The organism is Pandoraea bronchicola, from assembly GCF_902459805.1.
In the GTDB taxonomy this organism is placed as follows: Bacteria; Pseudomonadota; Gammaproteobacteria; order Burkholderiales; family Burkholderiaceae; genus Pandoraea; species Pandoraea bronchicola.
The window spans coordinates 160,049-174,005 of the sequence record NZ_CABPST010000013.1 but is presented as its reverse complement, the minus strand read 5'-3'; the positions used below and the strand labels follow the sequence as shown (position 1 = coordinate 174,005).

Below are 13,957 nucleotides of genomic sequence, written 5' to 3'. Positions count from 1 at the left end.
TTCGCCGCCGTAGCGACTCACAAGCTCCAAAACCACTAACCACCGGGCTTTCCAGCCCGTCGCCTCAACCGCTTCGCCGCTTTCGCTGCGTCGCTGTCGTTGCGAGAGACGAGATATTAGTGAAAACCCCGAACCCTGGCAAGCCCTTTGTGAAAATATTTTGAAAACCCATGAAAAAGCCCCGTCTGGACGGGGCCTTTTCGTCAGGCATCGGCACCTGAAGGTGCCGATGCCCTATATATGTGGGACGTCAGGACTTCTTGCCGAAGTAGCGCTCGAAAATAGCGTCGTACGTGCCGTCAGACTTAATCGCGTCAATCCCTTTGTTGATTTTAGCCAGCAACTCGGCATCGCCCTTGCGCACCGCAATGCCGTAGTACTCCTTCGGGAAGCTGCTATCGGCAACCGTGCGCAGCTTGGCATCCGGATTGTTCGCAATGAAGTTCACCACGACGCCATTGTCCGCCACCACCGCATCGACGCCTCCCGCCTCAAGCTCCTTCATCGCGAGCGGCGTACCCTCGAAGCGCTTGACCGACGGATTGTTTTTGCCCATGAGCTTCTGCACGACTTCATCGCCCGTGGTGGCCGTCTGAACCCCCACCTTCATCGATTTCAGGTCGTCAAACTTCTGAACGGTCGAGTTGGCCGGCACGGCGATCAATTGCGACGCCTCGAAATAAGGCGTCGAGAAATCCATCTGCTTTCGCCGCTCATCCGTAATCGTGATGGCCGAAATCAGAATGTCGCGATCCCCCTGCACCAGCGAATTGAAGATGCCCTCGAACGGCGTATTGATGAATCGGATGGAGATGCCCGCCTTGTCGGCGACAGCCTTCATCACATCGATATCGAAGCCGGCAATCTGCCGGGTATCGGTCTCAAACTCGAACGGCGCATAAGCCGCGTCCGAACCGACGACGTACACAGGTTGCGAGCCGTCTGGCCCGACCGACCGGCCCGAAGCCGATTCTTCCTTCTTCCCGCAGGCACCCAACAGCAGCCCTGAGGCCACGACCAAGGCCAGCGCAAATGCACGTCTTTTCGTCGCCATCGATTCGTCCCTTGCTGAAAAAACCGGCAGACTATCATAGGACGACCTCCACACAGGAGGTCATCCCGGTTTTATGCAACAGGCATCAGCGATGCTTGAAAACCGGCTTGCGCTTCTCGACGAACGCCGCCATGCCTTCCTTCTGATCCTCGAGCGCGAACAGCGAATGGAACATCCGGCGCTCGAATTGCACACCTTCGTCGAGCGTCGATTCGAACGCACGGTTAACGGCTTCCTTGGCAGCCATCACGACCGGCAGCGAGTATTCGCAGATGGTATTGGCTGCGCCGATCGCCTCGTCGAGCAGCTTGTCTGCCGGCACCACGCGCGACACGAGGCCGGCACGCTCGGCCTCGGTGGCATCCATGAAGCGCGCCGTCAGGCACATGTCCATCGCCTTGGCCTTCGACACTGCACGCGTAAGACGCTGCGTACCGCCCGCCCCCGGGATCACACCGAGCTTGATCTCCGGCTGACCGAACTTTGCGTTGTCGGCCGCAATGATGAAGTCGCACATCATCGCCAGTTCACACCCGCCCCCGAGCGCAAAACCCGACACAGCCGCAATCACCGGCTTTCGGATTCGGCGCACCGTTTCCCAGTTGCGCGTGATGTAGTCGCCCTTGAATACGTCCGCAAACGTGTACTTCGACATCATGCCGATATCGGCCCCCGCAGCGAACGCCTTCTCGCTACCGGTAATCACCATGCAACCGATCGCCTCATCAGCGTCGAAGGCGGTGAGCGCTGCACCCAACTCGTCCATCAGCGCATCGTTCAGCGCGTTGAGCGCCTTCGGACGATTCAGCGTGATCAGACCGACGCGGCCGCGCGTCTCCACCAGAATGTTCTCGTACGTCATCCTCTTCTTCCTCCAGTCAAAGTCTCGTCTTGTGATTCGGGGGCCGGCGCCACCATGGGCATGACACCCAAGCAGTCACCGGAAACAGGCATAAGGCGATAGGCACGCCATTGGTTCGCAACGGCGCTGCGGCGCACGCGGCAAACCAAGGTAAGGGGCTCGCCGGGCGTCGACTAGTGGTTAGGCATGATGCCATCGATCCCCCGGCCACGCACCTTTCGTTCCGCCATGCAAACGGCTCATCAACCCGTACCGGGCCACGGTGCGATGAACGCCGCCGGTCATGCCCGGACGCTACCGGGGCCGTCGGGGAAAACCCGGCGTCATCGTGCGCCACGCCCGGAAGATTTGGTGCTATATTAACAAACCAACCGGTCGGTCAATTAATGTTCATGAGACATATCGACGACGACCCGGTGCCGTTCCCTGCGTCTTGCCGCGCGCCTTGCACGAACGTGCCTGCCGGCAGACAGCGAATCCGCCAGCCGCATCCCGACACGGACAGATCCACAACCATGACTCATCCCCTCTTCGCCAAACACCAAGAGACCCTCGAGCGCGCCCTTCAGGCCATCGCCACACGTGGTTACTGGAGCCCGTTCACGGAAATGCCGAGCCCGCGGGCTTATGGCGAGACGGCCGCCGCCGACGGCGAAGCCGCCTTCAAGCAATACCTGAATGCCGCATTCCCGCTGGAGCAACGTGGCAGCACGGGCAGCGCCGGTCAGGAGGTCTCGCCCTTCGGCTTCGCACTCGGCACCACCTATCCCGGTTTCGAGATCGACACCCTGCTCGCTCGCGTGAGTGACGCTCACAAATCGTGGCGCGCCGCGACCCCGGACGCCTGGGTCGGCGTGTCGCTGGAAATTCTCAAGCGCCTGAACGCGCGCAGCTTCGAAATGGCCAATGCCGTGATGCACACGACGGGGCAAGCGTTCATGATGGCCTTCCAAGCCGGCGGCCCGCACGCTCAGGATCGCGGCCTCGAAGCTGTGGCCTATGCCTGGGACGAACTGCGCCGCATCCCGGCGAACGCCTATTGGGAGAAGCCGCAAGGCAAGAACCCGCCGTTGGCGATGGAAAAGCGCTACACCGTCGTGCCGCGTGGCGTGGCACTGGTGCTCGGTTGCTGCACGTTCCCGACGTGGAACGGCTACCCGGGCCTGTTCGCCAGCCTGGCCACCGGCAATGCCGTGATCGTCAAGCCGCATCCGGGCGCGATCCTGCCGCTCGCCATCACCGTAAAGATCGCGCGCGACGTCCTCAAAGAAGCCGGTTTCGATCCCGATGTCGTGACGCTCGCGGCCACCAACCCGAACGACGGCGCCATCGTCCAGCAACTGGCCAAGCGCAATGAAGTGCGCGTGATCGACTTCACCGGCAGCACCGCCAACGGCGACTGGCTGGAGACCAACGCCCGTCAGGCGCAGGTCTACACCGAGAAGGCCGGCGTGAACCAGATCGTGATCGATTCGACCGACGACCTGAAGGGCATGGCCCGCAACATCGGCTTCTCGCTGGCGCTGTACTCGGGTCAGATGTGCACCGCACCGCAGAACATCTACATTCCGCGCGACGGCATCCAGACGCCGGACGGCAAAGTGTCGTTCGACGAAGTCGTCGCGGCCATCGCGGGCAGCGTGCAAAAGACGTGCAGCGACCCGGCCAAGGCCGTCGAACTGCTCGGCGCAATCCAGAACGAAGGCGTGCTCGCCCGCATCGACGAAGCCCGCAAGGTCGGCCGCGTCGTGCTCGACAGCCAGACGCTCCAGCACCCGGCCTTCGCCGATGCCCGCGTGCGCACGCCGCTGATCGTCGCGCTCGACGTGGCCGACGAAGCGATCTACACCCGCGAGTGGTTCGGCCCGATCGCCTTCGTGATCGCTGTCGACAACAGCGCACAAGCCTTCTCGCTGGCCGGCCGCACCGCCGCCGAACATGGTGCGCTCACGCTGTCGGCATACACGACGACCGCCGAAGGCGAAGCCCAGGCGCTCGACGCCGCTATCGAAGGCCGCGTTGCCCTGTCGCTCAACCTGACGGGTGGCGTGTTCGTGAACCAGTCCGCCGCCTACTCGGATTACCACGGCACGGGCGGCAACCCGGCCGCCAACGCGAGCCTCGCCGACGCCGCCTTCGTCGCGAATCGCTTCCGCGTCGTGCAGAGCCGCCGCCACGTGCCGGCCAAGTCCGACGCCGGCGCCGCCTGAGCACCACCCCATATCTATATAGAGAGAGGGGACGGCAAGCACCTCACGGCATAGGCCAGCGCGACGGTTAGCCACTACCATAGGCACTCACCGTCGCGCGGCCGACGCCGCGCCCCGCCCCACGAAAAGACAGGAACGAGACATCATGACCGAAGCCTTCATCTGCGACGCCATCCGTACGCCCATCGGCCGCTACGGCGGCGCCCTGAAGGATGTTCGCGCCGACAACCTCGGTGCGATTCCCCTCAAGGCGCTCATGGCGCGCAACCCGAACGTCGACTGGACGCTGATCGACGACGTCATCTACGGCTGCGCCAATCAGGCGGGCGAAGACAACCGCAACGTGGCCCGCATGGGCTCGCTGCTCGCCGAACTGCCGATCGACGTGCCGGGCGCCACGCTCAACCGCCTGTGCGGCTCGGGCATGGATGCCATCGGCAGCGCCGCGCGCGCCATCAAGGCAGGCGAAGCCGGGCTGATGATTGCAGGCGGCGTCGAGTCGATGACCCGCGCACCGTTCGTGATGGGCAAGGCCGATAGCGCGTTCGCCCGTCAGGCCGCCATTTTCGACACGACCATCGGCTGGCGCTTCATCAACCCGTTGATGAAGGCGCAATACGGCGTGGACTCGATGCCGGAGACGGCCGAGAACGTGGCCGACGACTTCAAGATCAACCGCGAAGATCAGGACCGCTTCGCGCTGCGCAGCCAGGAAAAGGCCGCGCGCGCTCAGGCCGACGGCACGCTCGCACAGGAAATCACTCCGGTCGCTATCGCACAGAAGAAGGGCGATCCGATCGTCGTCGACCGTGACGAACATCCGCGCGCAACGAGCCTCGAATCGCTGGCCAAGCTCAAGGGCGTGGTTCGCCCGGACGGCACCGTTACCGCAGGCAATGCCTCGGGAGTGAACGACGGCTCGTGTGCGCTGCTGCTCGCCAGCGAAAGCGCGGCCAAGCTGCATGGCCTCACGCCGCGTGCGCGCGTGCTCGGCATGGCCACCGCCGGTGTGGCGCCGCGCATCATGGGCATCGGCCCGGCCCCGGCCACGCTCAAGCTGCTCAAGCAATTGAACATGACGCTGGATCAGTTCGACGTGATCGAGCTGAACGAAGCCTTCGCGAGCCAGGGTCTGGCAGTGCTGCGCCAGCTCGGCATTGCCGACGACGACGCCCGCGTGAACCCGAACGGCGGCGCGATTGCGCTGGGCCATCCGCTGGGTGCCTCGGGCGCGCGGCTGGTGACTACCGCGATGTACCAGTTGCACCGGACCGGCGGACGCTACGCGCTGTGCACGATGTGCATTGGCGTGGGTCAGGGCATTGCGATCGCCATCGAGCGCGTCTGATCGCTCGCCTCGCCCCCCCGTAATCACAAGACACCCCGGAGGAAGACACCGATGACCGCCACGGTTCAACTGACGCTGCAAGCCAACGTCGCGACGATCACGCTCAACCGCCCCGAGAAGCTCAACAGCTTCACGCGGCAGATGCATGCGGAGTTGCGCGACGCCCTCGATACCGCGCAGGCACAGGGGGCGCGAGCCATTGTGCTGACCGGTGCAGGACGCGGCTTCTGCGCCGGTCAGGATCTGGCGGATCTGGACTTCACGCCGGGTGCCTCGACCGATCTCGGGGCGCTGATCGACGAGAACTTCAACCCGCTCGTGCGCAAGTTGCGCGCGATGCCGCTGCCGGTGATTGCGGCCGTAAACGGCATCGCCGCGGGGGCAGGCGCCAATCTGGCGCTCGCCTGCGACATCGTGCTCGCGGGGGCGTCGGTCAACTTCCTTCAGGCCTTCGTGAAGATCGGTCTGCTGCCCGATACCGGCGGCACCTGGTTTCTGCCCCAGCGCATTGGTATGGCCCGCGCGATGGGCCTTGCGATGCTCGGCGACAAGCTGTCGGCCGAACAAGCCGAACAGTGGGGACTGATCTGGCGCTGTGTCGACGACGACGCCCTCCAGTCCGAAGCGCAGAAGCTTGCTGCACAACTGGCGACGCAACCGACCAAGGCCCTCGCGACCATCAAGGAAGCGCTGTACGCGTCGGCCACCAACACGCTCGACCAGCAGCTCGATCTCGAGCGCGACGGACAGCGCGCGCTCGGAGCGTCATACGACTATGCCGAAGGCGTGAACGCGTTCCTCGAGAAGCGCGCGCCGAAGTTCGAAGGACGCTGATTTCCGACACTGCGCGCCCCCAGGAAAGACCGAGACAAGCACAGCAGCGACGCCGAAGCACGCCAGAACGCAAGAACCGCCAAAGCCCCACGCGCCGCGCGAGAGACCGACAGATAACAAGACAAGACGAGAGACACGATGAGCCTGACCTCCTCCGCCACCAAGGCAACCAGTGAGATGACACCGGAAGAACTCGCCCGCGCCACGGGTGAGGCCATGTACCGCAGCGACCGTGCGAGCCAATGGCTGGGTATGGAGTTGCAGGAAGTGCGCCCGGGCTACGCGCGCATGACGATGCGCATTCGCGACGAATTCCTCAACGGTCACGCCATCTGCCACGGCGGCCTGATGTTCACCCTGGCCGACTCGACCTTTGCGTTCGCGTGCAACAGCTACAACATCAACACGGTGGCGGCCGGGTGCAGCATCGAGTTCCTGAAGCCGGTCTCGGGCGGCGACACGCTCACGGCCGAGGCCCAGGAGCAACTGCTCTCGGGGCGTCATGGCATCTACGACATTCGCCTGACGAACTCGGCAGGCGACGTGGTCGCGATGTTTCGCGGCAAGTCCGCACAGATCAAGGGCAACGTCGTCTGACGCGACCCGGAAATACGCGAGTCCGGGCACCGGTTCGCGAGACACATGCGTAACAGTAAGCAGTAGCAAGTCCCAAGGAGACAGTCATGACCACCGCCCTGCCGCTCGAGCCGATCGAGAAAGCGAGCCTCGACGAACTGCGCAGCCTTCAGCTCGAACGTCTGAAGACGACGTTGCGGCATGCCTATGAGAATTCGCCGGTGTATCGCCGGAAATTCGATGAGGCCGGCGTCCATCCGGACGACCTGACCTCGCTGGCCGATCTGGCCAAGTTCCCGTTCACGACGAAGCAGGATCTGCGCGACAGCTATCCGTTCGGCATGTTCGCAGTGCCGATGGAACAGGTCTCGCGCGTGCATGCGTCGTCTGGCACGACAGGCAAGCCGACGGTCGTGGGCTACACGGCCAACGACATCAGCACGTGGGCCGATCTGGTCGCACGCTCGATCCGCGCTGCCGGTGCGCGTCGTGGCGACAAGGTGCACATCAGCTACGGCTACGGTCTGTTCACGGGCGGTCTGGGTGCTCACTACGGCGCCGAGCGCGCCGGTCTGACGGTGATCCCGTTCGGCGGCGGCCAGACCGAGAAGCAGGTGCAACTGATTCAGGACTTCAAGCCTGACATCATCATGGTCACGCCGAGCTACATGCTCGCGATTGCCGACGAACTCGAGCGTCAGGGCATGGTGGCGGCCGACGCGTCGCTGCGCATCGGTATCTTCGGCGCGGAGCCGTGGACGAACGACATGCGCTCGGCCATCGAGAAACGCATGGGCATCGATGCGGTCGACATCTACGGTCTGTCGGAAGTGATGGGGCCGGGCGTGGCTTGCGAATGTGCCGAGACGAAAGACGGCCCGACGATCTGGGAAGATCACTTCTTCCCGGAAATCATCGATCCGGAGACGGGCGAAGTGCTGCCCGACGGCGAGTTCGGCGAACTGGTGTTCACCTCGCTCACCAAGGAAGCGCTGCCGATCATCCGCTACCGCACGCGCGATCTCACGCGTCTGTTGCCGGGCACGGCGCGCACGATGCGCCGCATGGAGAAGATCACCGGCCGCTCGGACGACATGATGATCATTCGCGGCGTGAACGTCTTCCCGTCGCAAATCGAGGAGCTGCTGCTGCGTCAGCCGGTGCTCTCACCGCACTATCTGATCATTCTGGACAAGGAAGGTCCGATGGACACGATGGCGGTGGAAGTCGAAGCGGCTGTCGGCTGCCATGACGACGCTGCGCTGCAATCGGCCGGCGGCGAGCTCAAGCGCGACATCAAGACGCTCATCGGCGTGTCGTGCGCCGTGCGCGTGAAGCCGGTCGGCGGCATCGAGCGCTCGGTGGGCAAGGCACGCCGGGTACTGGACAAGCGTCCGCGTTGATTCCGCTTCGGTTTCGCTGCGGTTTCGCGTCAGTTTCGCGTTAAGCGCAGCCAGCGTCCGTCAGCATGAAAAAAGCCCGCGAAATTCGCGGGCTTTTTCATTGGCACCTGACCTTACTGATTGGGCAGGAACACCCACATCCGGCCACTCTGGCGCATGCGCCCCGCCAGATCGCCCGCGTCGTCGCCCAGCCCCCAGAAGAAGTCGGCACGCACCCCGCCCTTGATCGCGCTACCCGTGTCCTGCGCAAACATCAGCCGATTGATCGGGGCGTTCGCCTGTGCGCCGAAGGGCGGACGCGTCGTCGCGAGAAACACCGGGCTGCCCAGCGGAATCGATGCCGGATCGACGGCAATCGAGCGCTCGGCCGTGAGCGGCACGCCCAGCGCGCCAATCGGTCCTTCAATACCACCCACCCCGTGGTTCGGCATTTCGCGGAAGAAGACGAAGCGCGGGTTCACGTCGAGCAAGGCGTCGACACGCGACGGATTGGCGCGTGCCCAGGCGCGAATGCCCTGCATCGTCGCCTGCGCCGCCGTAATCTCGCCGCGATCGATCAGCCAGCGTCCAATCGACTTGTACGGTTGGTCGTTGTTGCCGCCGTAGCCCACGCGCATGATCGAGCCGTCGTCGAGCAACACCTGGCCGGAGCCTTGCACTTGCAGGAAGAACGCCTCGATGGGGTCGTCCACATACACCAGCTCGTAACCACGCAACATGCCGCTGCGCATGAGTTCGGCGCGCGCGGGCAGCGAGCCGGCCTTGCGACCGGCGGGCCATTTGTAGAGCGGCGTCTGATAAACGCCGCCACGCACGCGCGAGCCGTGCAGCAGCGGCTCGTAGTACCCCGTGATCAGGCCCGTCTGCGTGCCGTCGGAGTTCGCGATACGAAACGGCGTAAAGTACTGCTCGAAGAACTGCCGGACCGCAGCAGGGTCCAGATCGTCGAGATGCTCGGCCGCGCGGCAGGCGGGTTGCCAGGTGCTCTGACGCCCGAGTTTCACGCAGGTCTGAGCGAGCGCGAGACGCGTGCCGATGAGCGAATCGTCCTGCCAGCCCTCGACCTGCGACCACGACACGGGCTGCATGCGGCCCGCCCCTGAAGGCGGCGTCGCGACCGTCGAGGGCGGTGTGCCTGGACGATAGGTGCCGGAAGGAGGCACACTCGAGCAACCGTAGAGCAATGCGGCAAACGCGGCAAGCGCCAGGCCCCGGCCGGCGCGCCACCGCCCGAACATATTCAGGAAGAGCGTCATGGGTAATCTGTTCGATGAATATCCGGCCTTGCTGGTCTTGCCGGAGGTGTTGCTGGCGATCGTGATCGTCGCCGCTATTGTGGTGATGCGCCGCAAGCCGTCGCCCAAACGCAGGGTTCGCCAGACGCGCGCGATCCGGCCGATGCCAAGCGACACCGTAGACCCGATCGATCCGCTGAACCCTGACCCGGCCGCACGCGCTGCCGACGATCCGCTCAAGCGGGAAGACTGGTCCGACGACCGCCGCTGACGTCCGAACACCGCGCGCCTCCCCGGTTCAGTGCAGGGTGCGCGGCATGGTGAGCGCGAACTCGGCGATGGGCGCTTCGAAACGCGTGCCGTCTTCCGCCACGCAGAAGTACTCGCCGCGCATCGTGCCCACCGGCGTGGCGACCATCGCCCAGCTCGTGTACTCGAATTGTTCGCCGGGTTGCAGAAACGGCTGATGGCCGATCACGCCCAGACCGTTGACTTCCTGCACATGGTTGTCGCCATCGGTGATCACCCAATGGCGCGAGATCAATTGCGCCGGCACCTCTCCGCTGTTCCGAATCGTAATCGTGTAAGCGAAGGCGAATTGCCGACGATCCGGTTCCGATTGTTCCGGGAGATATTGCGGGCGCACCGTGACGGTAAATTCGTACTGGCTCATCGGGTGTTCCTGTTGCGCATGATGCTCTCTGATGGCGTTCTGGTCTGACAGCGCTCGCTGCCTGTGTGTGACGACTGCCGTTACCGGCATCGTGACGGACGTGCGGCACATGCGCCATCCCGTTTTGCAAGGCATTCTGCGGCAAGTCGTCGCGGGTCGCAACCGGCAAACACGCCGCCAAGGCGCCCGTTCGGGGCTCGTCCGCGCCCGTCCATTCGGTTCACTGCGGGCAGGTGTCATGCGAAAGCTTTAAAATACCGCTTTTGACGCTATTTCCGGTCCCGCCATGACGCAATTCTGTATCGCCCCCAGCATCCTGTCCGCCGACTTTGCCCGGCTGGGCGAAGAAGTCCGTAACGTCGTGGCGGCCGGCGCCGACTGGATTCACTTCGACGTGATGGACAACCATTACGTTCCCAACCTGACGATCGGGCCGATGGTGTGCGAGGCGATCCGCCCGCACGTGGACGTGCCCATCGACGTACACCTGATGGTACGCCCGGTGGATCGCATCGTGCCCGACTTCGCCAAGGCCGGCGCCAACCTCATCACTTTTCACCCGGAAGCCTCGGAACACATCGACCGCACGCTGGGCCTGATTCGCGACAACGGTTGCAAGGCCGGCCTCGTGTTCAACCCCGGCACACCGCTGAACTACCTCGATCACGTGATGGATCGTCTCGACATGGTGCTCATCATGTCGGTGAACCCCGGCTTCGGCGGCCAGTCGTTCATTCCCGAGGCGCTCAACAAGCTGCGCGCCGTGCGTGCGCGCATCGACGCCTATACGGCCGAGACCGGCCGTGAGATTCGTCTGGAAATCGACGGCGGCGTGAAGGTCGACAACATCGCGGAAATCGCCGCCGCCGGGGCCGACACGTTCGTCGCCGGCTCGGCCATCTTCGGCAAACCCGACTACAAGGCGGTAATCGAAGAGATGCGCGCTCAACTGGCGAGCGTGGCATGACCCTGAGCACCCATCTTCAACTGGACGGCATCCGCGCCGTGCTCATCGACCTCGACGGCACGCTCGTCGACACGGCCGGTGATTTCGGCGTGGCACTCAACGCCATGCTGGCCGACCTGGGCGCAGCCCCCGTGCCGACCGAGCGTCTGATGACGTTCGTGGGCAAGGGCACCGCCAATCTGGTGCGCAAGACCCTCGCCGAGCGCTTCCCCGAGTCCGAAGTCGACGGCCTCTTCGAGCGCGCTCAGGACAAGTACGAAGCTGTCTACACGTCGATCAATGGCGAGCACACGGCGCTCTACCCGGAAGTGCGCGAAGGGCTGGCGGCCTTGCGCGACGCGGGCCTGCCCCTGGCATGCATCACCAACAAGCAGCATCGTTTCGCGGTGGCGCTGCTGGAGCACTACGGTCTGGCCGATCAGTTCGACCTCGTGTACGGCGGCGATTCGTGGCCCAAGCGCAAGCCGGACCCGATGCCGCTCATCAAAGCCTGTGAAACGTTCGGTGTGTCGCCAGCGCAAGCCGTGCTGGTCGGCGACTCGGGCAACGACGCCCAGGCCGCCCGCGCGGCGGGCTGCCGTTCACTCACCGTACCGTATGGCTACAACCACGGCGAACCTATACAAACGATCGACACGGATGGTATAGTCGTCTCAATTCTGGGCGCCGCCCGGGCCATTCTGGCCACGGCAACGCCCTCTCTGGCGAGCTGAGTTCGCCATCTTCCTCACTGCATTCAAGCGCATGTTCCTGAACAAGAAACGGAGTCTTAGCGTGATCGACCGGGGGGCCTGGCCCTGGCGACGCTGGTCCTGCTGAACCCTTCCAAGGGGTGGCCGGGACCGCTGGAGTTCGTCTTCAGCAACCCGTTTCTTGCATCGTTGTTGTTCCCAAGAAGTCATACATCGGCGCGCTGTCTTGCACGGCGCGCGGGTTCACCGAGACACGGTCATCGCCGTCGCATCGCAGGTGCGCGCGCGTTCACCGTGACCCGGTGCGGGTCAGCACATCCACCCCGACACGACTCAGGTATTCTCAACGCCAATCCACGCCGATTCTGCGGGCCCCCCCGCCGGCAAACTTGCAGGCAGAGTGCAACATGACCGAACTCGAATTCAAATCGCTGGCCAACCAAGGCTTTAACCGCATTCCGCTGATCGCCGAAGCCTTCGCCGATCTCGACACCCCGCTCTCGCTGTATCTCAAGCTGGCGCTGGGCGACCGCCGTGGCGCGAACACCTTCCTGCTCGAATCGGTCGTCGGCGGCGAGCGCTTCGGCCGCTATTCGTTCATCGGCCTGTCCGCGCGCACGCTGCTGCGCAGCTTCGGCCCGAAGACCGAAGTCGTACGCGACGGCGCCGTCGTCGAGACGCATGACGGCGATCCGCTCGAATTCATCACCCAGTTCCAGGCGCGCTTCAAAGTCGCGCTGCGCCCAGGCATGCCGCGCTTTTGCGGTGGCCTCGCCGGATACTTCGGCTATGACGCCGTGCGCTACATCGAGAAGAAGCTCGCGCACACCACGCCGCGCGACGATCTGCACCTGCCCGACATTCAGTTGCTGCTCACGGAAGAACTGGCCGTGATCGACAATCTGACCGGCAAGCTCTACCTCATCATCTATGCCGACCCCACGCAGCCGGAAGCCTATTCGAAGGCACGCCTGCGGTTGCGCGAGTTGCGCGCCCGTCTGAAAGCGCCGGTCGATGCGCCGGTCACGTCCGGCAGCGTGCGCACCGAGACCTTCCGTGAATTCGCCAAGCCGGATTACCTCGCGGCCGTCGCGAAGGCCAAGCAGGCCATCGAGGCGGGCGAGCTGATGCAGGTGCAGGTCGGTCAGCGGCTCATCAAGCCGTATCGCGACGCACCGCTCTCGCTGTACCGCGCGCTACGCTCGCTCAACCCGTCGCCGTACATGTACTTCTACAACTTCGGCGATTTTCAGGTCGTGGGCGCGTCGCCCGAGATCCTCGTGCGTCAGGAGCGTCGCCAAACGCCCGACGGCGAGCACGAAATCGTGACGATCCGCCCGCTGGCCGGCACGCGCCCGCGCGGCGCCACGCCCGAGCGCGATGCGGAGCTGGCCACCGAGTTGCTTGGCGATCCGAAGGAAATTGCAGAACACGTCATGCTCATCGATCTGGCACGCAATGATGTGGGCCGTATCGCTCAGACGGGTACCGTTGAAGTCACCGACAAGATGGTCATCGAGAAGTACTCGCATGTGCAGCACATCGTGAGCTCCGTCGAGGGCCGTCTGCAACCGGGACTGTCGAACATCGACGTACTGCGCGCCACGTTCCCGGCCGGCACCCTCACCGGCGCGCCGAAGGTCCGCGCAATGGAGCTGATCGATGAACTCGAACCGGTCAAGCGCGGCCTGTACGGCGGTGCCGTAGGCTATCTGTCGTTCGGCGGCGAAATGGATGTCGCCATCGCGATTCGTACCGGCGTGATCAAGGACGGCAATCTGTATGTGCAAGCCGCTGCCGGTATTGTGGCCGACTCGGTGCCCGAATCCGAATGGCAAGAAACGGAAAATAAAGCCCGTGCGGTGCTGCGCGCCGCCGAACAGGTGCAGGACGGCCTCGACGCCGAATACTGATGCGCGGCGCATTTCCTCGCGCCGCCGCACCAAAGTGAAGCACACTGCCGCTGGAAACGCAGGTGCCTTACGTAGATTGCATACGCGTGACGTCTGAATCCGCAAGGCCCCGAATCGATCCTCTATTCGATTCGGGGCCTTTGTTGATTTAGCACAATCGTTCGCTTTTTTTCGATCTCTCTCGTATACG

13 protein-coding genes are annotated in these 13,957 nt (G+C 63.9%); 9 read left to right on the top strand and 4 right to left on the bottom strand.

The window, feature by feature from the left end; translation table 11 throughout:
- Positions 1 to 250 precede the first annotated feature (250 nt).
- Both PBR20603_RS20595 and PBR20603_RS20590 read right to left on the bottom strand, forming a co-directional pair.
- Positions 251 to 1,054: a basic amino acid ABC transporter substrate-binding protein gene (locus PBR20603_RS20595; protein WP_150561306.1), complete on the bottom strand. Its 804-nt coding sequence runs from the start codon at positions 1,052 to 1,054 to the stop codon at positions 251 to 253.
- 85 nt (positions 1,055 to 1,139) lie between these two features.
- On the bottom strand, positions 1,140 to 1,916 hold the full coding sequence (locus PBR20603_RS20590) for an enoyl-CoA hydratase (RefSeq protein WP_150561305.1): 777 nt from the start codon (positions 1,914 to 1,916) through the stop codon (positions 1,140 to 1,142).
- A gap of 515 nt (positions 1,917 to 2,431) precedes the next feature.
- Between PBR20603_RS20590 and paaN the strand changes: the two genes are divergently transcribed.
- The 5 genes from paaN to paaK all read left to right on the top strand — a co-directional run bounded on the left by paaN (position 2,432) and on the right by paaK (position 8,287).
- Positions 2,432 to 4,126, top strand: a complete 1,695-nt coding sequence (gene paaN / locus PBR20603_RS20585) for a phenylacetic acid degradation protein PaaN (protein WP_150561304.1) — start codon at positions 2,432 to 2,434, stop codon at positions 4,124 to 4,126.
- 145 nt (positions 4,127 to 4,271) lie between these two features.
- The gene (gene pcaF / locus PBR20603_RS20580; protein WP_150561303.1) at positions 4,272 to 5,474 is read left to right on the top strand and encodes a 3-oxoadipyl-CoA thiolase; all 1,203 of its coding nucleotides are present in this window, start codon (positions 4,272 to 4,274) and stop codon (positions 5,472 to 5,474) included.
- Between the two features lie 51 nt (positions 5,475 to 5,525).
- The gene (gene paaG / locus PBR20603_RS20575; protein WP_150561302.1) at positions 5,526 to 6,308 is read left to right on the top strand and encodes a 2-(1,2-epoxy-1,2-dihydrophenyl)acetyl-CoA isomerase PaaG; all 783 of its coding nucleotides are present in this window, start codon (positions 5,526 to 5,528) and stop codon (positions 6,306 to 6,308) included.
- Positions 6,309 to 6,446: 138 nt separating this feature from the next.
- A complete protein-coding gene (gene paaI / locus PBR20603_RS20570; protein ID WP_246174886.1) occupies positions 6,447 to 6,905 on the top strand; it encodes a hydroxyphenylacetyl-CoA thioesterase PaaI in 459 nt (152 codons plus the stop codon).
- Between the two features lie 86 nt (positions 6,906 to 6,991).
- Positions 6,992 to 8,287 (top strand): phenylacetate--CoA ligase PaaK, encoded by a 1,296-nt coding sequence (gene paaK / locus PBR20603_RS20565; RefSeq protein WP_150561301.1) that lies wholly within the window; start codon positions 6,992 to 6,994, stop codon positions 8,285 to 8,287.
- A 113-nt stretch (positions 8,288 to 8,400) separates the two neighbouring features.
- Here the strand turns inward: paaK and mltA are convergent, their stop codons facing one another.
- A complete protein-coding gene (gene mltA / locus PBR20603_RS20560; RefSeq protein ID WP_150561300.1) occupies positions 8,401 to 9,543 on the bottom strand; it encodes a murein transglycosylase A in 1,143 nt (380 codons plus the stop codon).
- On the opposite strand from mltA, the gene PBR20603_RS20555 reads away from it, so the two are divergent.
- Positions 9,542 to 9,793 carry a hypothetical protein gene (locus tag PBR20603_RS20555; protein WP_150561299.1) on the top strand — a complete coding sequence of 84 codons (252 nt, stop codon included), beginning with the start codon at positions 9,542 to 9,544 and terminating at the stop codon, positions 9,791 to 9,793. The two genes, mltA and PBR20603_RS20555, sit on opposite strands and share 2 nt — an antisense overlap.
- Before the next feature lie 27 nt (positions 9,794 to 9,820).
- Here PBR20603_RS20555 and apaG read toward each other — a convergent pair whose 3' ends face one another.
- Entirely contained in the window at positions 9,821 to 10,195 is a 375-nt protein-coding gene (gene apaG, locus PBR20603_RS20550) for a Co2+/Mg2+ efflux protein ApaG (protein ID WP_010808648.1), read from the bottom strand.
- A 286-nt stretch (positions 10,196 to 10,481) separates the two neighbouring features.
- Here apaG and rpe point away from each other — a divergent pair, with 286 nt between their 5' ends.
- The 3 genes from rpe (at position 10,482) to trpE (ending at position 13,767) form a co-directional block, all read left to right on the top strand.
- A complete protein-coding gene (rpe, locus tag PBR20603_RS20545; RefSeq protein ID WP_150561298.1) occupies positions 10,482 to 11,162 on the top strand; it encodes a ribulose-phosphate 3-epimerase in 681 nt (226 codons plus the stop codon).
- Entirely contained in the window at positions 11,159 to 11,875 is a 717-nt protein-coding gene (locus tag PBR20603_RS20540; protein WP_150561297.1) for a phosphoglycolate phosphatase, read from the top strand. The genes rpe and PBR20603_RS20540 overlap by 4 nt, the downstream gene beginning before the upstream one ends.
- A gap of 386 nt (positions 11,876 to 12,261) precedes the next feature.
- A complete protein-coding gene (gene trpE, locus PBR20603_RS20535) occupies positions 12,262 to 13,767 on the top strand; it encodes an anthranilate synthase component I (RefSeq protein WP_150561296.1) in 1,506 nt (501 codons plus the stop codon).
- The last annotated feature ends 190 nt before the right edge of the window (positions 13,768 to 13,957 follow it).